Source organism: Thiomicrospira microaerophila (assembly GCF_000934765.1).
Classification (GTDB): domain Bacteria; phylum Pseudomonadota; class Gammaproteobacteria; order Thiomicrospirales; family Thiomicrospiraceae; genus Thiomicrospira; species Thiomicrospira microaerophila.
Window position 1 is genome coordinate 80435 of sequence record NZ_JYNN01000003.1, and the last position, 21743, is coordinate 102177.

19 protein-coding genes and 2 tRNA genes are annotated in these 21743 nt (G+C 45.7%); 10 read left to right on the forward strand and 11 right to left on the reverse strand.

The window, feature by feature from the left end:
- The first annotated feature begins 483 nt into the window (after nt 1-483).
- Nucleotides 484-822, forward strand: coding sequence for a P-II family nitrogen regulator (locus NA59_RS02335; RefSeq protein WP_044407614.1), 339 nt, complete (start codon nt 484-486; stop codon nt 820-822).
- A gap of 22 nt (nt 823-844) precedes the next feature.
- The gene (locus NA59_RS02340; RefSeq protein ID WP_044407351.1) at nt 845-2095 is read left to right on the forward strand and encodes an ammonium transporter; all 1251 of its coding nucleotides are present in this window, start codon (nt 845-847) and stop codon (nt 2093-2095) included.
- A gap of 434 nt (nt 2096-2529) precedes the next feature.
- Here NA59_RS02340 and NA59_RS02345 read toward each other — a convergent pair.
- From NA59_RS02345 to rpsU, 5 genes are all read right to left on the reverse strand, one after another.
- Nucleotides 2530-2606: transfer RNA gene (locus tag NA59_RS02345), tRNA-Ile, on the reverse strand.
- A gap of 404 nt (nt 2607-3010) precedes the next feature.
- Nucleotides 3011-4795 (reverse strand): RNA polymerase sigma factor RpoD, encoded by a 1785-nt coding sequence (rpoD, locus tag NA59_RS02350; RefSeq protein WP_044407354.1) that lies wholly within the window; start codon nt 4793-4795, stop codon nt 3011-3013.
- A gap of 70 nt (nt 4796-4865) precedes the next feature.
- A complete protein-coding gene (gene dnaG, locus NA59_RS02355) occupies nt 4866-6626 on the reverse strand; it encodes a DNA primase (protein WP_044407356.1) in 1761 nt (586 codons plus the stop codon).
- A 112-nt stretch (nt 6627-6738) separates the two neighbouring features.
- Nucleotides 6739-7185, reverse strand: a complete 447-nt coding sequence (locus NA59_RS02360) for a GatB/YqeY domain-containing protein (protein ID WP_044407359.1) — start codon at nt 7183-7185, stop codon at nt 6739-6741.
- A gap of 17 nt (nt 7186-7202) precedes the next feature.
- A complete protein-coding gene (gene rpsU / locus NA59_RS02365) occupies nt 7203-7415 on the reverse strand; it encodes a 30S ribosomal protein S21 (protein ID WP_044407362.1) in 213 nt (70 codons plus the stop codon).
- Between the two features lie 192 nt (nt 7416-7607).
- Between rpsU and tsaD the strand changes: the two genes are divergently transcribed.
- Nucleotides 7608-8636, forward strand: a complete 1029-nt coding sequence (gene tsaD / locus NA59_RS02370; protein ID WP_044407617.1) for a tRNA (adenosine(37)-N6)-threonylcarbamoyltransferase complex transferase subunit TsaD — start codon at nt 7608-7610, stop codon at nt 8634-8636.
- 10 nt (nt 8637-8646) lie between these two features.
- On the opposite strand, the gene plsY is transcribed toward tsaD, so the two are convergent.
- Entirely contained in the window at nt 8647-9261 is a 615-nt protein-coding gene (gene plsY, locus NA59_RS02375; protein ID WP_044407620.1) for a glycerol-3-phosphate 1-O-acyltransferase PlsY, read from the reverse strand.
- Between the two features lie 67 nt (nt 9262-9328).
- On the opposite strand from plsY, the gene folB reads away from it, so the two are divergent.
- The 7 genes from folB to mgtE (NA59_RS02410) all read left to right on the forward strand — a co-directional run bounded on the left by folB (nt 9329) and on the right by mgtE (NA59_RS02410) (nt 17020).
- A complete protein-coding gene (gene folB / locus NA59_RS02380; RefSeq protein ID WP_044407365.1) occupies nt 9329-9700 on the forward strand; it encodes a dihydroneopterin aldolase in 372 nt (123 codons plus the stop codon).
- Nucleotides 9701-9795: 95 nt separating this feature from the next.
- Complete coding sequence (locus NA59_RS02385; RefSeq protein ID WP_044407368.1) at nt 9796-10992, forward strand: class I SAM-dependent methyltransferase; 1197 nt, start codon at nt 9796-9798, stop codon at nt 10990-10992.
- A gap of 69 nt (nt 10993-11061) precedes the next feature.
- Entirely contained in the window at nt 11062-11829 is a 768-nt protein-coding gene (locus NA59_RS02390) for an undecaprenyl-diphosphate phosphatase (RefSeq protein WP_044407371.1), read from the forward strand.
- Nucleotides 11830-12260: 431 nt separating this feature from the next.
- Nucleotides 12261-12971 (forward strand): hypothetical protein, encoded by a 711-nt coding sequence (locus tag NA59_RS02395; RefSeq protein ID WP_044407374.1) that lies wholly within the window; start codon nt 12261-12263, stop codon nt 12969-12971.
- A 143-nt stretch (nt 12972-13114) separates the two neighbouring features.
- Nucleotides 13115-14473, forward strand: coding sequence for a magnesium transporter (mgtE, locus tag NA59_RS02400; protein WP_044407377.1), 1359 nt, complete (start codon nt 13115-13117; stop codon nt 14471-14473).
- Nucleotides 14474-14785: 312 nt separating this feature from the next.
- Nucleotides 14786-15517, forward strand: a complete 732-nt coding sequence (locus tag NA59_RS02405) for an MgtC/SapB family protein (RefSeq protein WP_096777575.1) — start codon at nt 14786-14788, stop codon at nt 15515-15517.
- 114 nt (nt 15518-15631) lie between these two features.
- Nucleotides 15632-17020 (forward strand): magnesium transporter, encoded by a 1389-nt coding sequence (gene mgtE / locus NA59_RS02410; protein ID WP_044407380.1) that lies wholly within the window; start codon nt 15632-15634, stop codon nt 17018-17020.
- 17 nt (nt 17021-17037) lie between these two features.
- Here mgtE (NA59_RS02410) and NA59_RS02415 read toward each other — a convergent pair whose 3' ends face one another.
- The 5 genes from NA59_RS02415 to NA59_RS02435 form a co-directional block, all read right to left on the reverse strand.
- Entirely contained in the window at nt 17038-19143 is a 2106-nt protein-coding gene (locus NA59_RS02415) for a methyl-accepting chemotaxis protein (protein ID WP_052501408.1), read from the reverse strand.
- A 235-nt stretch (nt 19144-19378) separates the two neighbouring features.
- Nucleotides 19379-19894, reverse strand: coding sequence for a dihydrofolate reductase (locus NA59_RS02420; protein WP_044407384.1), 516 nt, complete (start codon nt 19892-19894; stop codon nt 19379-19381).
- Nucleotides 19891-20724 (reverse strand): thymidylate synthase, encoded by an 834-nt coding sequence (locus NA59_RS02425; protein WP_044407387.1) that lies wholly within the window; start codon nt 20722-20724, stop codon nt 19891-19893. Before NA59_RS02425 ends, NA59_RS02420 begins: the two co-directional genes overlap by 4 nt.
- On the reverse strand, nt 20724-21533 hold the full coding sequence (gene lgt, locus NA59_RS02430; RefSeq protein WP_044407390.1) for a prolipoprotein diacylglyceryl transferase: 810 nt from the start codon (nt 21531-21533) through the stop codon (nt 20724-20726). Before lgt ends, NA59_RS02425 begins: the two co-directional genes overlap by 1 nt.
- Before the next feature lie 97 nt (nt 21534-21630).
- Nucleotides 21631-21707, reverse strand: a tRNA-Met gene (locus NA59_RS02435).
- Nucleotides 21708-21743: the final 36 nt, after the last annotated feature.

A 21743-nucleotide genomic window follows, 5' to 3' on the forward strand; every position in this document is an offset into this window, starting at 1 on the left:
TTTATATTACTCTTTTTGCAGAGAATCATCTACCACCCATACAACATATCAGGGCAAACGCATCTAAATAATAAAAAAATCATAACAATAGTCATGATTAACCTCGTTCCCACGCTGTGCGTGGGAATGCAGACCGATTTAACCTATGAAACAGCGCTCAAACCCAAGTCCAAGGCGCTCCCACGTTCAACGTGGGAGCGAGACCTGATTGTAAGTTGTTGATTTATTATTTACTTTAGATGCGTTTGCCCTGTACATCATATTAATATTGGTGCACAATGCACCAATATTAAACAATAGACAATAATTTTCGGTGAATTACTCAATAAAAACTAGGAAATAAATAACTATACAGTTGTTTATAAACAGATTTTAAATATTAGGCATGATTCATACTATATGACCTATGAATTTTTTCTCAACCGCCCTTGGCAAAAGTTTGTTACCCATCTTTTCCAAGGGAATAACCTAAAGGTAATCAGCATGAAACTTATAGTTGCAGTAATCAAACCTTTTAAGCTTGATGATGTACGCGAAGCTCTGCACGATATTGATGTGCACGGCATGACCGTTACTGAAGCAAAAGGCTTCGGTCGCCAAAAAGGCCATACCGAAATTTATCGTGGCGCCGAATACGCCATAGAATTTTTACCAAAGGTTCGCCTTGAAATCGCCGTAGCGGATGACAAGGTTGATAGCGCCATTGAGGCAATAGGCAATGCGGCGCGTACTGGCAAAATTGGTGATGGCAAGGTATTCGTCATGCCACTTGAGCAAGCCGTACGTATTCGAACCGAAGAAACCGGCGATGTCGCCCTTTAAATAGAATAAAAAGGAAATAGTCATGGAACAAGTACTCGAACTCAGTTATGCGCTCGACACCTTTTACTTCCTAATGGCCGGTGCGCTGGTTATGTGGATGGCGGCTGGCTTTACGATGTTAGAAGCAGGCCTGGTGCGCAGCAAAAATACAACCGAAATTCTTGCTAAGAACGTCGGACTTTTCTCAATCGCCAGCTTAACCTATATGTTAGTCGGCTATAACATTATGTACGGCGAAGGCTTAAACAGCATCATCCCAGGCCTTAGCTTCTTAGTAGGCGCTGACAATACCACTGCTGAAGTTTTAGCAGGTGGCGATGATGCACCTTACTACTCAAATATGGCGGATTTCTTCTTCCAGTTAGTGTTTGTTGCAACGGCTATGTCGATTGTTTCAGGTGCGGTAGCTGAACGTATGAAATTGATGTCATTCTTTATCTTTGCGGTTGCATTAACAGCCTTCATCTATCCTGTTCAAGGTTATTGGACTTGGGGCGGTGGCTTCTTAGACGAAATTGGTTTCTCTGATTTCGCTGGCTCAGGTATCGTCCACATGGCCGGTGCAGCGGCAGCGCTAGCTGGGGTATTGGTTCTAGGTGCTCGTAAAGGCAAGTACGGTAAAGACGGCGAAGTGCGTGCGATTCCTGGCGCAAACATGCCACTAGCAGCACTAGGTACCTTTATCCTATGGTTAGGTTGGTTTGGCTTTAACGGTGGATCACAGTTACAAATCTCTACCGTTGAAGATGCAAATGCGGTTGCGATGATTTTCGCAAACACTAACCTTGCAGCAGCGGGTGGCGTAATCGGTGCAATGATTATCTCTCGCATCCTGTTTGGTAAAGTTGATTTAACGATGATCTTAAACGGTGCACTAGCAGGTCTTGTATCCATCACCGCTGACCCACTATCACCTTCACCTTTCTCTGCCGCAATTATCGGTATGATCGGTGGCATGATTGTTGTGTTCGCGATCTTGATGATGGACAAGAAGTTCAAAATCGACGATCCAGTAGGCGCTATCTCAGTTCACGGTGTAGTTGGTATCTGGGGCTTAATCGCGGTTACCTTTAACAATGCGGATGCTACTATCCTTGCACAGTTAATCGGTATTGCATCCATCTTTGCCTGGGTATTCACTGCAAGCTTAATCGTATGGTTAGCCATCAAAGCTATCATGGGCGTGCGTGTCAGCGAAGAAGACGAGTACAACGGTCTTGACCAGTCTGAATGCGGCATGGAAGCTTACCCTGAGTTTAGCAACAAAAAATAACACAGAGGTCTTTTCGTAAAAAACCAACCCCGCACTAGCGGGGTTTTTTATGCCTGCCAAAAATAGACCAACAAGACGGCTTGCCAAGGGTGTAATCAAAAATAGCGACTACCTCAAACGATCCCGGCCTTCGGCCACACAATAACGTGTAATTTTTTAGCCTCGCGACGCAAGTGGGTTCGCTCCGCTGTGCCAGAAATGCCTTAATTTATGGCAGTAACGCATTGCATGAAAACAAGTTGTAGACCTATGTAGATACGTTAGACAAGGTGAGAGCGAGAACCCGTTTACCCGAGCCCTTAATTTAATCGCCGTGATACACGAGAAAACACTCGCCTGCCGAACTAAAACCCATTGTTACCCAGAGAACTTGAAAGGCCCTAATGAGCTTTTATCATACCTGCCTAAGCTGTTGCGTTTAAAAGGGTTTTTAATGGTGGGCCCTCACGGACTTGAACCGTGGACCTAACGATTATGAGTCGTTTGCTCTAACCAACTGAGCTAAGGGCCCCTTTTGAAAGGGTTTGGATTTAACAACCAGGCCTGGCTGCTAAATCGCGGTTATTATAACGGATTTAATTTATATTTAAAGCCTATTTTTACCAAACACTAGGAGCCTGTCGGACTAAACCGGTCGAAGCGAAAAAAAGACTGGTTTGAGACAGTTTTTGTTCAATTCCGAGGAGAATAGCTAGCTATTTGACGAGGAGGTGGGCAAAAAATGGCTAAATCCAGCTTTTTTGTAGCCGATTGGCTTTAGTCCGACAGGCTCCTAGGGCAAACGCATTTAAATAATATAAAAAAATCACGCGTCATTGCGAGGCCAAAGGCCGTGGCAATCTCTTACAGACTGAGCACGCCCTTGAGAGATTGCCGCGTCGCTGCACTCCTCGCAATGACGGGGATTTTCTAAGCTTAATGATCCAAGAAGCTGCGCAACCGTTCAGCACGACTTGGATGACGAAGCTTACGCAAGGCTTTCGCTTCGATTTGACGAATGCGCTCACGCGTAACATCAAACTGCTTACCCACTTCTTCAAGAGTATGATCGGTGTTCATACCCAAACCAAAACGCATACGTAACACTTTAGCTTCTCTTGGGGTAAGCGTACCAAGCATTTCACGCACCGTTTCACTCATACCTTCTTGATCCGCTGAATCAGAGGGCGAAAGAATATTGGAGTCTTCGATAAAATCACCTAATGATGAATCTTCATCATCGCCAACCGGGGTTTCCATTGAAATCGGTTCTTTGGCGATTTTCATCACCTTGCGAATCTTATCTTCTGGCATTTCCATTTCTTCAGCAAGTTCTTCTGGCGTCGGCTCACGACCCATTTTTTGCAACAACTGGCGCTGGATACGGTTTAGCTTGTTTATGGTTTCAATCATATGCACTGGAATACGGATGGTACGTGCTTGATCCGCAATGGAGCGCGTAATTGCTTGACGAATCCACCAGGTCGCATAGGTTGAGAACTTATAGCCACGGCGATATTCAAACTTATCAACCGCTTTCATTAAGCCGATATTACCCTCTTGAATTAAATCCAGGAATTGCAAACCACGATTGGTGTATTTTTTTGCAATGGAGATAACCAAACGTAGGTTGGCCTCAATCATTTCTCGCTTCGCTGTACGCGTTAAGCTTTCTGACTTACTCAGGTCCTTGTAAACTTTTTTGTAATAGCTTATGGCCATTTTTTCTGATTTTTCAATCAAAGCAAGGCGTTTTTGTGCGCGCTTCACATCCAACCTGACGTCTTCAAGCGCCTGGGCTTTGGCCGGAAACTGTGCAATTAACCTATCAACCAACTGTTTATCCGATTCTGCCTCAACAAACAGCTTGATAAACTCGGTACGCGGCACACCCACTTTGCGCACGACAGCGTCAACAATGACACGCTCTTGGTCACGAATAGCTGAAATTTTAACTTTGATATCACGAATAATACTATTCGTAAACAAAGGCACTAAGCGCACAGTAGCGAGATGCTCTACGACCATCGCACGTTTTTTCTTCGCTTTGACATCGCCTGACCCAAACTCATCTTCAGCTTTCACTGCCGCACGATGCAGTTTTTCAAGCTGCGTCAGGAATTGCTCTAGCTCAACAGGATCAATGGTATCATCTTTTGGCTCGGTTTCAGTATCCGCATTCAGGTCTTCAACCGCTAAATCCACTAAGTCTTCTGGACGAATAAAACCTTGTATAACATCTGCGACTTTACCTTCACCGCCTTCCATTTTGGTAAAGGCCTTTAAAATGCGTTCGGCACACATTGGAAACTTAGACAAGGCATCAAGGGTATCACGAATATTGGCTTCAATGCGCTTGGCAATTTCGATCTCACCCTTACGCGTTAAAAGTTCGACCGAGCCCATTTCACGCATGTACATACGCACTGGATCGGTGGTTCGCCCAAACTCAGAATCCACCTCTGACAAGGCTAATAAAGCCGCTTCAGCCGCCGCTTCATCAAACGCCCCACCCTCTTTGGTAAGTAACTCATCCTCTTCAGGCGGCGAGTCAAACAACTGAATACCAAAATCAGTTAAAATCGTAATCACCTGCCCAAGCTGATCTTCTTCGATATCATCAGGCAATACATCATTCACATCGGCATAAGTTAGGTAACCTAAATCCTTTGCACGCTCAATTAAATCTATTAGCTGTTGCTTTCTTTCTACTTTTGTCATGTTTGCCTCAAAAATAACTCTAAATGATGTACTGCTCGGAAATGACCGAACACGCAATTATACCAAAAACCTAATTTCTTTTTTTCACAAATTCTTGCAACGCTACCAGGGCGTCATGTGTTAGCCCTTGTTTTATTAGGTGATTTTTTTCCATATCATCCAACAACCGACTCGCCGTTTCTTGAAAATAACGCTTCAGCCCCTCATCATCATCTGGTAGTGTTCGGCTTTGGATCAACGCATACTCGCCTTGATAACCCGATGCGAGCAACCAGTCGATAGCCTGGCCAACATCATAATGCGCGACCAATTGCGACATCAAACCAATCAACAACACATCGTCCCGCTGTGAAGAGGCTTCCATAGAGGGTAAAATAACACGCTGCATCACACCCGCCCACTCAGGACGCTTAAGCAAGACACACGCCAAATGTTTTGACAAGGTCATCACCGCGCTAGACTCACTCACTCTATCCACTGACAAGGGTGCAGCAGGTTTAAAAGTCGCAAACCCAGTGCGCACACCCATCTGCTTCTCTAATCGCCATGCTGGCAAATCGACTGCCTCAGCAATGGCTTCAACCAGTAAATACTGATACAACCCTTGAGCGGAATGCACATAAGGTTGAGCTAAAGCCACTAATTGCTGACGCCCTTCACGTGTAGTTATGGGGTTGCTTAGTCGATTTTGCAACCCCTGCAACCAAAAAACAGACAAGGTTAAGGCCTGTTCAGCACGCCGCAAAAAACCATCCGCACCTTCTTTTCGCACCGTTGAATCTGGATCTTCACCTTGAGCTAAAAATAAAAACTTTACCGAACGGGTATCAACCATCAATGGAATCGCCAATTCAAGCGCTTTCCACGCCGCCTTTAAGCCTGCCTGATCACCATCAAAGCAAAACACCACCTCATCAACCTGTCGAAATAATAAATGCAAGTGATCCGGTGTGGTTGCTGTGCCCAATGTAGCTACGGCATTATTAACCCCAAATTGGGCTAAAGCCACTACATCCATATAACCTTCAACGACAATAATATTTTGGTAGACTTGGCGAGACTGGCGTAGCTCAAACAAACCATACAGCGTGTGACTTTTATGAAAGATAGGCGTTTCAGGTGAGTTAAGGTATTTGGGCTGATCCTGGTCAGACAATACACGCCCACCAAACGCAATCACACGCCCGCGACCATCGCGGATTGGGAACAAAATTCGATTACGAAAACGATCGTAATATTTACCTGACTCCTTTTCCACCAATAACCCGAGCGCTACGAGCTGCTGGGTTAATGCCTCATCCGCTTTCAGACCCTGTTGCAAATTATCCCAACCGGGTGGCGCAAAACCAATAACAAATCGCTTGGCAACCTCAGGGCTTAAGCCGCGTTGGCGTAAATAGGCCTTAGCTTGCTCTGAGGCCGCATGATCGCGCAATTGATGTCGATAAAACTTGGCAGCCGCCTGCATAACCCCATACAGGTCAAGGACTTGTTTTTGCTTTTTTTGCTCAGCGGGTGATACTTTTTGACGCGGTACATCCACCCCTAACTGCGCAGCCAACGACTCAACGGCCTCTACAAACGATAAACCCTCATACTCCATAATAAAGGTAATCGCATCACCATGTGCACCACAACCAAAGCAATGATAAAACTGTTTAGCAGGACTCACATTAAAAGAGGGGGTTTTTTCTTGATGAAAAGGGCAGCACGCCTTGAATGTAGCGCCCGCTTTCTTCAAAGGAACACGCTGATTAATAACCTCAACAATGTCAGCACGCGCCAAAAGTGAGTCAATAAAGTCGCGCGGAATCGCCCCTTTTAACTCCATGCCTTCCTCATTTCTCAAGTAGCAGAATAAAAACGAAAAAACCCATTAGCCTTACACTAATGGGTTTCAAATGAATACAAGCCAAAACTAGACGACTAAGATTATCAACTCGTTAACCTAAGGCGGCCTTAATTTTTTGACTTACCTGCGCCATATCAGCACGACCTTGCATTTGTGGCTTAAGCAGCGCCATCACTTTGCCCATATCTTGCATGGTTTTGGCTTCAACCTGTGCAACAGCATCTGCGACCATTTGGGCGATCTCTGTTTCGGTCAAAGGCTGAGGCATGAAATCTTGAATAATCGCCATTTCAGCCATTTCATTATCCGCGAGATCTTGGCGACCTGCCTCGGTAAACTGCGCAATCGAGTCTCTACGTTGTTTAACAGCTTTGTCCAACACGGCTAGAATTTGTGTATCGTCCAACGTTATTTGCTGATCAATTTCTTGTTGCTTAATCGCTGCAAGCAACGTCCGCACAACTAGCAGGCGTGACTTCTCTCCTGCCTTCATGCAGCGCTTCATTTCAGCGGTCAATTTTGACTTATATTCACTCATATTAATCCCAGAGCGAATTAACGAGAAACTAAACGACGACGCTCACGCGACAAACGCTTGGCTAGACGCTTAACCGCCGCGGCTTTCATGCGTTTTTTAGCCCAGGTTGGTTTTTCATAGTATTCACGTTTACGTGATTCAGTTAAAACACCTGCTTTCTCACAAGCGCGCTTGAAACGACGTAATGCAACATCAAATGGTTCAGTATCTCTTACTTTTACAATTGGCATATAGCTCTTCTTCTTTGATTTAATTAAAAAATTCTGTCTAAACTGAAACTAAGCGAAACTTAAGCTCAGCAATAAAGGACAAGATTATAATTTTGCTTGCCCCTTTTTGCAAATAATTTTGATAAATTTTGTTAAAATCTTGGTTTATTTTAACTGTTTGGTAGAACCATGATAACAAATCCAATGCAACCTATGTGCGTTCTCGCTATCGAAAGCTCCTGCGATGAGAGTGCTGTCGCTATTTATGATAGTCGCAAAGGCCTCCTTGCGCACAACTTATTTAGCCAAGTTGCGCTTCATGCCGAATACGGTGGCGTTGTGCCTGAGCTAGCCTCCCGCGATCATATTCGAAAAATCACTCCGCTGATCACGCAAACCCTTGAGCAAGCGGGAAAACCGAAGATTGACGGCATCGCCTATACCGCGGGGCCTGGCTTAATCGGTGCCCTTTTATCAGGCGGCGCGATTGCACGCAGCTTGGCGTTTGCTTGGCATATACCCGCGATTGGTGTTCACCACATGGAGGGCCACTTGCTTGCGCCGATGTTAGAAGACAACCCGCCCGCCTTTCCTTTTATCGCCCTTTTAGTATCAGGTGGGCACAGCATGATCATTCGCGTTGATGGCATTGGGCGCTATAAGCTACTGGGCGATACACTGGACGATGCCGCCGGCGAAGCCTTTGATAAAACCGCTAAAATGATGGGACTGGGCTACCCGGGTGGTCCAATGGTATCGAAACTCGCCCTCAGCGGCGACCAAACCCGCTATCGCTTCCCACGCCCAATGGTTGACCGCCCTGGCCTCGACATGAGTTTTAGCGGTTTAAAAACCTTTAGCTTAAATACTTGGCAAAAGGCACAGGCCGAAGGGGATGACAATGACCAGACCCGCGCCGATATTTGTCGCGCTTTTGAGTTGGCCGTCGCCGACACCTTAATGATTAAATGCAAACGCGCACTTGACCAAGAAGGCTTAAACCGCATCGTGGTATCCGGTGGTGTCAGCGCCAACCGCGAAATTCGCGCTAAACTGGATCAATTAATGGCAAAACGTAAGGGTCAGGCATTTTACCCAAGACTGGAGTTTTGCACCGACAATGCCGCGATGATTGCCTATGCGGGCGCACAACGTTTGATGGCTGGCGAACAGAATGACTTAAACTTTGCCGCCAAGGCACGCTGGTCGTTAGAAGACCTTAGTGCTATTGATCACCATTGATTAACAAGGGTTACGGCTTCTTAGCCTTAATTAAACTTTCTTCGCCGCGAATCAATCGTCCAATATTACTGCGATGACGCCAGAATAAAATGGCCGTCATCAACCCACTAACGATTACCCAACTAAGTTCGCCCGTTATAAAAAACAGAAAAACAGGCGCTAAAAAGGTGGCAATTAAGGCCGACAAAGACGATATTTTCAATACTTTAGCAACAAATAACCACGTAGCGACGGTCGCTAGGCCTGCCCAAAAATTAAGCGCTAGCAACACGCCCAGCATGGTCGCCACACCTTTGCCGCCTTTAAACTGAAAAAATACTGGATAAAGGTGACCCAAAAACGCGGCTAAGCCCACCAGCACAATCCACACAGCATCGAAACCAAGCGCATGGGCTAACAACACAGGCAGCACACCTTTTAGCATATCGCCCGCAAGCGTAATACCCGCGGCTAGCCTGCCTTTATCGCCGCCAATCCGCAATACATTGGTCGCCCCCGGATTTCCCGAACCCGCCTCACGCGGATCACCCAACCCCATTAGCTTGCAGACAATAATTGCTGATGACACTGAACCTAATAAATAGGCTAAACCAACCAGGCCTGGCTGTAATAACAATTCGCTCATTTGATCACTTTCCTTTAAAATGTTGCTAGATTTTAGCATTGAACAACCACTAGGAGCCTTAAAATTGATGACCCAAGACTGTATTTACATTGAAGGCTTACGCATTGACTGCAAGATTGGCGTACACCACTGGGAAAAAGTCCAGAACCAACCTATTATTTTGGACATAAAACTCTATCAATCCATTCACCAAGCTGCGCAATCGGATGCGCTAAACGATACATTAGATTATTTTACGCTCAGCCAGCAACTAGATGAACTTTGCCAACAAACCATCTACAATTTAATTGAAACGCTAGCCGAAAAAATCTGCCAACACATTTTAAACAGCTACCCAAGCGTGCAAGCGGTAAAACTAAAGCTAAACAAACCCCAAGCCCTCCCCAAAGCCCAAGCAACAGGCATTGAAATATATCGAGAACGCACAAACAGGATGTAACCCGGATATTTACCTTCCAGTCAAACAGCTAAAAACATATCTTTGGTATTTGGGTTACAATAGCCGCGTTTTTTAAATCGAAAGTATGCCGCATAATGAAACCCAATAAAACACTCAATAAAGCACTGCCCACCCCTTCTAGCGATGCCCAGGCTTTAAGCCAACAATTGACTGACAAGATTCGTCGCCATATTAACCGTTATGGCCAACTTAGCTTTGCTGACTATATGCGCCTCGCGCTCTACACGCCTAATCTGGGGTACTATGCTAATGGTCTCGCCAAAATTGGCGCTCAAGGCGACTTTATTACGGCACCTGAGATTTCACCGATCTTCTCCCGCTGCTTAGCACGCCAAGCTCAACAGGTGTTGTGTCAATTAAACCAACCCAACTTGGTTGAATTTGGTGCTGGGCGCGGCATTATGGCGCGCGATATATTATTAGAACTCAATGCACTCAACCAAGAAATTGAGCACTATTATATTATTGAACTCAGTGCCGATTTGCGTCAGGTACAGCAGCAAACGCTTGCTGTGCTCCCTGACGAATTACGCAACAAAGTAATTTGGCTAGACCAGTTACCCAGCAGCCAGATTGAAGCGGTGGTATTGGCTAATGAGGTGTTAGACGCAATGCCGGTTGAGCGTATTCAACTCGAACCTGCGCGCCAATCCCATGCCTTTGTGGTTTGGGATGAGACCCTTCAACAGTTTGACTGGGACTATCAACCAATTATTGATCCTAAACTCCAAAAAATAGGCAATAAAATACTGCACCAAATCGGCGAACCCGCTGAACGAGGTTACCACACTGAAATTAATTTAAATATTAAACCCTGGCTTCAATCGGTTGCCGATTTTTTACAAGCAGGCCTGGTGCTGCTCATCGACTACGGTTATCCGCGACAAGAATACTATCAGCCAGCTCGCCACATGGGCACGCTACGCTGCCATTACCAACATCTAGCGCATGCCAACCCATTTTTTTACCCTGGCTTACAGGACATTACCGCGCATGTTGATTTTACCAGTGTGGCCGAAGCGGCTTATGCGGCTAATTTTAAGGTGGCCGGCTATACAACCCAAGCCAATTTTTTAATGGCCAGTGGTTTAATTGAGATGGCCGCCGACCCTGACGCACCAGTGACCGAACAGCTCAAGGTCGCGCAACAAATCAAAACCCTTACCCTACCCAATGAAATGGGTGAAAACTTTAAAGTAATGGCACTGACCAAACACCATGATCAAGCCTTAATAGGCTTTAAGTTACGCGATTTACGCCATCAACTTTGATCTAAAAACCATACATTTAACTAAATTTTACAACCAGGTCGGGTTGTAAAAAACCAACAGGAATTACAAATGGATATCTTTCAAGCGGTTATTCTCGGCATTATTGAAGGACTCACCGAGTTCTTACCCATCTCCTCAACGGGCCATCTGATTGTCGCCGCCGAGTTGATGGGCTTGCACCAGGATGACCACAATACGGCGTTTAAAATTATTATTCAATTAGCCGCTATTTTAGCAGTGTTTATGACCTATGCCGAACGCTTTCATCCTAGCCAGTATCGACTATGGATAAAGGTGTTTATTGCCTTTTTGCCGATTGCTAGTATAGGTTTTTTATTCGCCGACCAAATCGAAGCCTTATTTAATGTCGCCACTGTCGCTTGGATGTTTATTATTGGTGGCGTTGTTTTTTTGGTGGTGGAACATTTTTACAAAGAAAACCAACACACCGTACGCAATCTTGACCAGCTAAACTATAAACAAACTTTATGGGTTGGTTTTGCACAAATCTTTGCGCTGATACCTGGCACTAGCCGCGCAGGCGCCACCATTGTGGGTGGCATGCTAACCGGGCTAGACCGCAAAACCTCGGCAGAATTTTCCTTTCTGCTCGCGCTCCCCGTACTGACCGCAACCTCGAGTTATTCATTGCTTAAACACTATGATTCCTTTGCGCAAACCAGCTTTACGCCTTTGATTATTGGTTTTATTGTGTCGTTTTTAGTCGCTTGGTTATCGATTAAATTGTTTTTAAAATTCCTACAACACTTTACCTTTCGCGCCTTCGGCATTTACCGCATTCTGCTCGGCACAGCACTGCTCATCTGGTTTGTGTAAGATTTTCACAGGAATAAAAAACATTTATGACAGGCTTGACAGTGCAAAAAAAGCACTTTATAGTAACCGCAGTTTTTAACCAATGGAGACCCCTAGTGGACAGTAGTTTGAGTGACCGTTGTTGCTTACATCTTATTTCAATTTAATCCGTCTAGGTATCGCATTCCTTTTGTTTGCTTGTGACCTTCGCGGATAACAAGCAAATCAAGTCTTCGTCAATCGACATGTTGTTTTGCTCAAAATTAAAATAAAAGTGCCCTATCGGCAAGGCGTTGCTTTAGGCCAAATAAATGGCCCTAAACCAGCGCGCTGATCGGTATTCGTTTATCTAGCTTTTTATTATTGGCTAGTTAGCGGCTGCATAAGTGTAAGAAAAAAATCTCACTAAACCCTATTCACTGGACCTCCTCCAACCTTAGGAGACCTGTGTGATGAAAGCACGTTTTAATCTTAAAAAAATGAGCGCCGTTTGCTGTGCTGCACTCCCCATGATGGCTTTTGCGGGTTCACCCATGAATGTTGACGATGCGGCGCTTTTAGATGCCAAGCACTGTCACATAGAAGCCTGGTCTGACCAATACAACAAAGCCTCCAACCTTTGGATTGCACCCGCCTGTAACCTTAATGGCCGTTGGGAACTGGGCTTTGCGCTCGGTCGCGAGATGTATAGCGGTGATTCAGATACCAACCATTTTGGTTTCAATGCCAAAACCCTGCTACTTGAACAGGCTGATTGGGCGGTGGCGCTGGGTTTATCGGCAGCATTTACCGATCAAATTAAGCATGACCAGGCGGTTTATAGCCTAGTTGCACCGATTACGTTTAATTTATTAGACGGTGGATTGGATCTTCATCTGAACCTGGGTGTTGCCAGTGATCAAATCGCAGATAAAAACTTCGGCTTATGGGGTATCGGGTTTGAAAACCACTTCTCCGATCAGGCTCGCGGTTATATTGAACTATTTGGTAACACGGCGAGCAATGACCATGAGTCGCGTGGCTATCAGTTGGGTGGCGTATTTATGGTCACTGACAAACTACAACTTGATATTAGCTACGGCAACAGTTTAATTGACGCCGATAAATACACGGATTACGTCCGCTTCGGTCTAGTGTATGAAACCAGTAGCTGGCTGAAGTAATCTAGCTAATCACTTTTAACTCTAAAAGGAGAGACGTTTGTCTAGCCCCCCAGAAACCAAGCCGACCCACTAAACTTGCATTCCCTGCTGTTCAGTGAGTCGGCGAAAACCCACTTATTTATGACTGAACACGGGAGAACCCTATGATCCGCGAAGAACTTTTATATCAAATTAATGACCTATTCCAAGTTGATAACCACAAAGGGCTATTAAGACTGGTTAGAAACACCCCAAGCAATGACTTGGCTGATGCCTTAGCATCGGCTGACGATGATTTTCAAATTAAATTATTGCGCACACTTCCTGTCTCGCCCAGAGCGTTATTGTTTAGCCATCTGGGTGCTGATCTTCAAGACACCCTGCTCGAGGCTATGACACTGGAGGAAGTCACTGAACTTTTTACGCATATGCCCTCGGATGATAGGGTCGATATTTACAATCGCATGCCACAGGGGCGCCGGGTTAAAGTTATGCAAGGCATGGCGAAGCGTGAACGCGAAGATATTTTAAAAATGGCCTCCTATGCAGAAGGCACAACTGGCGCGATGACCACCAGTGATTACGTGTCCATTTCAATGGGCATCAGCGTGCGTGACGCATTACAAAAAGTTCGATTACAGGCACCCAACAAAGAAACCATCTATACCATTTATGTGGTGAACGAGCAGCGTCAGCTGGAAGGCACCTTATCGCTTCGCGACTTAATTATGGCGGATGAAGCCGATATTATCGACAATATTATGCGCACAGAAGTGGTTTACGCCAAAGCCGAATGGCCTCGTGAGCAAACGGCAAACTTAATCAGCCGCTATGACTTGCTCGCTATTCCGGTAACCAATGGCGGCAATCGATTAATCGGCATTGTCACTGTTGACGATGCAATGGACGTGAGTGAAGAAGAAGCGACTGAGGACTTCCACAAGGGGGGCGGCACGATGGCATTGAAAAATATTTCAATGAAAGAAGCGTCTGTGACCCTACTCTATAAAAAACGCGTTTTTTGGCTGGTGCTTTTAGTTTTTGGCAATATCTTTTCAGGGGCGGGTATTGCTCATTTTGAAGAAAACATACTGGCTTATGTCGCGCTGGTCTTCTTCTTACCCTTGCTAATTGATAGCGGCGGTAATGCAGGGGCACAATCATCCACCCTAATGGTGCGAGCTTTAGCTACGGGTGATGTAATACTGAAAGACTGGTTTTCAATGCTGGGACGTGAATTTGCGGTTGCCCTCCTTCTGGGGCTCACCATGGGCTTGGCGGTGGCTACGCTTGGCATTTTCCGAGGCGGTTACGAAATTGCCTTTGTGGTATCGTTATCGATGGTGGCGATTGTCATTGTAGGTAGTGTGATTGGTATGAGCTTGCCGTTTATTTTGTCACGCTTTAAGCTTGATCCAGCCGCTGCTTCGGCACCGTTAATTACCACGATTGCGGATGGCGTAGGTGTCATTATCTTTTTCTCTATCGCTGTAATGATGCTGGATATGCCAGCGGATATGTAATTATTTACAACAAACCTTGACCACCTGATTAGGTGGTCAGTGTTTCACTGCCATTAAGTTAAGAAAAAAACCGTCATTGCAAGGAGCGCAGCGACGCGGCAATCTCTCAAGGGCGCAGGCCGTCTGCGAGAGATTGCCACGGCCTTCGGCCTCGCAAGACGCAAGTTGGTTCGCTCCGTGTTGTCACTCATTCCTTAACTTAATGGCAGTGGGTCAGTGTTTGGCAAAGTGGTTTTGGATTTTATACCGAGACTACTTTTTCAAATGCCTGTCATATTTATCCCATAAAATAAAACAAATAAGGAGACCTGAATGATTAAAGCTTATGAATACCTTGATTTAATGCTGTTCGCCAGCACACTGATCAGCCTGACCACGGCATTTATTCTGGGGGGTATTATTGGCTATGAGCGTCAGGTTCGCCAGCGTACCGCAGGGTTACGTACTAATATTTTGGTCGCTGTCGGCGCGGCAATGTTTGTTGATATGGCCGCGCGTTTACACGGTATCTATGGCGGTAACCACGGCGCGGTACATGTGATTGCTTATGTGGTCTCGGGCATTGGCTTTCTCGGTGCTGGCGTTATTATGCGCGAGGAAGGCAACATCCGTGGTATTAACACGGCGGCCACTCTATGGGGTTCGGCCGCTGTCGGCGCAGCGGCAGGCGCTGGGTTAATTTTAGAGGCGTGTTTAGGCGCATTATTTGTACTCTCCGCCAATACAGTGATGCGTCCGATTGTGAACCATATTAACCGCCAGCCCTTGGACACGTTGGATACCGAGGTTACCAGTACACTGACCGTGATTGCACCTAAAGAGCACCAAAATGAAGCCTTTGAACTCATGGAGATTATCTTAGAAAAAGCAAAATACCCTTTTCAAGATGTTGAAATTAACGCTTTTGGTGAGGGCGAAGTGGAAATTGAAGCCAAGCTAGTTTCGCAGTCAATTGATGGTGATGATTTTGAAAAAGTGGTTGATCGTTTACGCCGCTCACCTTTTACAACTCAGGTATTCTGGTCGGCCAGTACCTCTGAATAACGCACTATTTTTTCGCCTTAACCCGATAACGCAAGTGGCATAAGATAATTAGCTAGACCTAAATTAGTTTGCTATACTCTTGTATTATTACAATTTAACTTTTTAAGGGCTTCTATGACATACCCTTGGGACTCAGACCCAGATTACAATAATCAAAAACTCTATATTGATCGGCTTGACGACCTAAATCAGCTGCTAGCTGAGCGTAAGTTCGATGCGGTGCGTCATTGTATTGCTGAAATCGAAGTACAGGATACGGCCGAACTTTTAGAGGGTATGCCTAAGCAGACCAAAGCCTTATTTTTTCGCACCTTGCCGCGCAAGACCGCGACCGAAGTATTTGCTTATCTTGAGCATGATTTAAAAGAAGACTTGCTCAACAACCTGAGCGATGAAGATGCCCTGCATCTGGTTAAAAACATGGAGCCGGATGATCGTGCCGCGTTTTTAGATGAATTACCCGCTGAAATCGTTCAGGAACTGACCGCACGTTTGCCCCGCGATAAATTACTCGAAGTCAAACTGTTACTGGGTTATCCCGCTGAAAGTGTTGGACGTATTATGCGTCCAGATTATGTTGCGATTAAACAAAACTGGAGCGTTCAGCAAGCGCTAACCTACTTGCGCACGATTCGTAAGGATACTGGGCGCTTAAGTACCTTGTTTGTGCTAGATGAACACAATAAACTGGCTGACTCCATTCACATTCGTGAGTTAGCACTGGCCGTCGATCCGAATACGCCGGTTTCTGAGCTGATGGATCATCGTGTTATCTATATACATGCGCGCGAAGACCAGGAAAAAGCGGTTGAAACCATGCAGCATTATGACCTCAACGCCTTACCCGTAGTGGATGGTGACCAGGTTTTGGTGGGGGTGGTGACGATTGATGATGTGCTGGATATTGCCGAAGCCGAAACCACTGAAGACTTTCATAAAATGGGTTCGGTTGGGGTCATTAACTTTAACCTTAATACCGCCAGCCCGGTTTTGCTTTACCGCAAACGTGTCGGTTGGCTACTGCTGCTGGTATTTGTCAATATTTTTGCCGGCTTAGCGATAGCCACTTTTGAATCAACCATTGAAGCGGTTGTCGCTTTGGTCTTTTTCTTACCCCTGATCATTGGCAGCTCAGGGAATGCTGGCTCTCAGGCCGCGACCTTGATGGTTCGCTCACTCGCAACGGGCGATGTTGAGCTCAAAGACTGGGGACGTCTAATGTTCCGTGAAATCAGTGTCGCCGCCGCACTTGGATTAACCATGGCGCTAGCGATTGCGATGATCGGTTTCTGGCGTGGTGGTACCGATTTGGCTTGGGTTGTCGGTCTATCAATGATTGCCGTGGTCATGGTGGGAAGCTTAATGGGGATGAGCCTACCGTTTTTACTCAGCAAACTCAATATAGACCCGGCAACCGCCAGTGCGCCGTTAATTACCTCGATGGCCGACATAGTCGGGATTATGATTTACTTCAGCATTGCCGTGGCGATACTGCAGGTTTAACTCAAATTAACCATCCATTAATTTAGGCGCTTAGGCGCCGCTTCTGGTTTCAGCTTAAATGTCGATACGCGTTCTTGTAAGTCTTGGGCCTGCTCTTGTAACTCATGACTACTGGATGCCAATTCCTCAACAATGGCGGCATTTTGCTGCGTGACACTGTCCATATCGCTTACAGCCTGACTGACAAGACCGATGCCTGCTGACTGCTGCTGGCTAGCCTTCGCAATATCCGCGACGCGCTGACTCATCAAGATCATACCTTGATCGATTTCATCTAAAGCCTGACTCGTCTGTCTAACCAAATTACCACTGGTTTGGCTAATTTTTACGGTATCTTCGATTAAGCCTTTAATCTCACCCGCCGCTTGCGCCGATTTTCCTGCCAAATTTCTCACTTCGCCAGCCACCACGGCAAACCCACGCCCATGATCACCCGCACGCGCCGCTTCAACAGCCGCATTTAATGCGAGTAAATTTGTCTGAAAAGCAATGCTATCGATAAGCACCGTAATCGCTTCTATTTTTTTACTCGCTTGCAACATCTGCTCCATCGAACCCATCGCTTGCTGCATTACCTTACGCCCTTGGCTGATTTTCTTCTGTGCTTCCTGTGCCATCTGATTAGCATGCTCTGCATTCTGCGCATTCTGCTTCACACTAACCGTCATCTGCGCCATTGAGCTGGCAGTTTTCTCCAGGGACAAGGCGAGTTGTTGCAATCTATCAGATAAATCTTGGCTTCCACTATTCATCACCGCCGCACCACTGCCAACATGGTGAGTAACCTGCACGACCTTAGCAAGCATTTGCGACATATTTTGAGTAGAACGATTAAGCGTAGTGGATAACCAAGCCATTTTTCCTGCATAGTTCTCTCCCAACCTAGCCGTTAGGTCACCTTGGCTAATCGTTGTCTGCACCTGTCCCATGTCTTCCACAAACTCAGCTAGTGCATTCAAGCTAGCATTAATCGATGCCTTAATCGAAATAAAATCGCCTTTGGCTTGGACTTCAACCCGTTTTAAAAAGTCACCCGCTTCCATTGCATTGAGCGTTACGTCTATGTCTGCCACCGTCGATTTGATAAAAATGGCAGACTGCTCTAAATCCTGCATCACCTCTTCAAATCCACCTTCCAGCACGACGCCTTGATCACGATAAACGCGTAACTCACCCTCTCGAAAATGCTGCGCTGTTTTTTGCAACATATGCATAATCGCCTGAACCTGCTGACTGGATTGATTAACACCCTGCTTCAATTCTAAAAAATGCCCTTGCGCCTCAGAGGTAACCCTTTGATCAAATTGTCCCTTGGCCAATGAATGCATCACTTGATTCACTTCAGTGATAGCCGCTTCAAAACGTGTTAGCAATTGATTAATGCTATGACCTATCAACCCAACCTCGCCCTTAGATGAGGCGTCAACTCGCTTTTTCAAATCGCCAGTTGATATCAATGTTTGCATAACCTGCATCATACTTTCTAAAGGCTTGGTGATGCCACGTGCCACGAGCAAACCGCCCACCAGCATAATCAAAGCGCTGCCGGCTAAACCTGACCACAGTAGAAGCTGAAAAAAGGCTTTATTGGCCTGCATTGCACCGACCGCCTCCACGTTTTGCTTTACCTCGTATTCCAAAAACTGCTCAACAATTTCTGCAAATTCACGGTATTTAGGATCAAAATCATTTATAAGAATCTCAGCAGCTTCATCTTTAAAGCCAACGTCTAGTGCAACCATAAACCCACCAAAAAGATTAAAGGCCTCAGCTGAATTCGTGCGTAGCTTAGCAAGTAACGCAGTCTCTTGATCATCAAGACTCATTGACTCTAACAATTCAAAAACACCACCAATCTCTTGCGAGGATTCTGTTAATAACTCAGCTTGCTTTACCACCGCCGCGTCATCTTCTAAAATCACCATATTTCGCTGCATAATCGCCCGTTCATCTGAGAGATTTTTTAATTTATTGACCGTAGCAAGCTTGGCACTATTGACGTTAATGATCTCATCTACCGCTTGCTGTGATTGATACATGATATATTGCGTAAACAGATTACCCGCCAACAACAAGACCAATACCGCTAAAATACTTAACAAAAGCGTCGTTTTAATTTTCATACCTTACCCAGTCAAAATCAATAAATGCGATTATTTTAAACAGAATAAAGTCAAAAAACGATTAAAATAAATAATGGCACGGCCAAGCACAGCCTATATAAGAAAAAGCTTATTTGTAAACATAGCCAAACTAGAAGCCTGCTGGACTAAACGGTCGAAGCGAAAAATGGCCAAGTCCAGCTTTTTTTGCAGCCCATTGACTTTAGCCCGACAAGCCTCCAGGGTTAAGCGCTACTCAAATGAGTGCTTTAGGACGTTGATACTCAACAAAATCAAATGCATATCGATGGCGCTCATCCGCCGCATGGTGTTGACGTGATATTTCCAACCAGGCCTGGTTGTCAATGGGCGGAAAAAACGCATCGCCTTCTGGCGCGGCATTAACTTCAGTAATCAATAGGCGATCAACTTGGTTAATCCATTGGGCATAAATCTGTGCGCCGCCCATAATCACGACTTCAGGATAATCACTGACGGAAGCTATCGCCTCTTCGACTGATTTAAAGACACCCACCCCTTCGTGCTTAAAATCTGGGTTGCGGCTAATTACAAGATTTGGGCGATTTGGTAAGGGGCGCGAACCAATCGACTCAAACGTCTTGCGCCCCATAATGACCGGTTTATTGAGTGTCTGGGCTTTAAAATACTTTAAATCATCAGGCAAATGCCAAGGCATTTGATTGTCTTTACCAATCATTCGGTTTTTCGCGATTGCGACAATCATCATCAGCGTTGGTTTATTGACACTCATACCGATACCTGCGCTTTAATATGGGGATGCGATTGATAGTTGAGTATTTCAAAATCTTCAAATTGATAGTCAAAAATGGAGTCAGGCTGGCGCTTAATCACCAACTGAGGTAAGGCGAAAGGTTCACGACTGAGTTGCAATTTGGCTTGTTCAATCGTGTTGTTATAAAGATGAACGTCGCCGCCCGTCCAAATAAACTCACCCACTTGATAACCCGTTTGCTGTGCAATCATGTGAACGAGCAACGCATAACTGGCGATGTTAAACGGCACACCCAAAAAGGTGTCGGCTGAACGCTGGTAAAGCTGGCAGGACAAGCGGTTATTGGCAACATAAAACTGAAAAAATGCGTGGCAGGTTGCCAGCGCCATTTTGCCATTTTCAACATTGGCTTGCGGGCTGATACGCTCGTCTGGTAAGTCCGCTGGATTCCAAGCGCTGACAATCATACGGCGGCTGTTCGGGTTGGTTTTAAGGCTATCAATCACCTGCTGAATCTGGTTAATGACTTCCCCATTTGGACTCTGCCAAGCGACCCACTGCTTACCATATAAAGGGCCTAAGTCACCGGATTTGGTTGCCCATTCATCCCAAATACGCACTTGATGGTCTTTAAGGTACTGGATATTGGTGTCACCGGATAAAAACCAAAGCAGCTCATGAATAATTGAGCGCAGATGGAGTTTTTTTGTCGTCACCAAGGGAAACCCCTGCTGCAAATCAAAGCGCATTTGATAACCAAAAACCGACAGCGTGCCCGTACCGGTTCGATCCCCCTTTTGCACCCCATTATCCAAAATATGCTGCAACAAGTCTAAATACTGTTTCATTATTTTGCCTCCTTACTAACCAGGCCTGGTTGCTTGTAAGCCCAAACCATCAACCCTAGCCCAATCAATATCATAGGTAAGGACAACACCATCCCCATGGTTAGCCAATCACCCGCCAGATAACCTAGATGCGCATCCGGGGCACGGAAAAACTCGGCCACTATACGGAACACACCATAAGCCGCTAAAAACAACCCCGCGACCGAACCACTTGGACGCGGTTTAGATGAATACCACCAGAGCAAAACAAACAAGACCAAGCCCTCTAACAGTGCTTGAAGCAACTGGGTAGGATATTTTTGTATCATCTCGCCGATAACAGGGTCATACACCCACATTCCCCATGACGAATCGGTTATTTTGCCCCACAGCTCGCCATTAATAAAGTTACCAATACGCCCCGCAAACAAACCAATTGTTACCAAAGGGGCGACAAAATCGGCAACACTAAACAAGCTCAAACCCACCTTGCGCGCAAACAAAAACATGCCTAAGGTTACACCTAACAACCCACCATGGAATGACATGCCACCCTGCCACACCATCACCAGTGATAAAGGATTAGCAACAAACCCAGAAAAATCATAGAACAACACATAGCCCATGCGACCGCCCAGCACTACGCCTAGCGCACAATAAAACAATAAGTCGCCAACCTTATCTTTATCCCAAACAGACGAAGACTGAGCGCGATATAAACCTAAAAGCCAGGCCGCACCGAAACCAATCACATACATCAGGCCATACCAATGAATAGCAAGAGCGCCTAATGAAAGTGCAACAGGGTTTATTTCAGGGTAACTCCACATCTAAAACCAAGCCTTTTTAATATCTAATTAAAATTTTAGAAATAAAAAAGCCTGAGTATTCTTCTAGCAATGCTATTGAATTCTCAGGCTTTAATATTGGTAGCGGGGGCAGGATTTGAACCTACGACCTTCGGGTTATGAGCCCGACGAGCTACCAGACTGCTCCACCCCGCGTTATCTGATGTGCGTATTATACTCAGGGAGAGTATT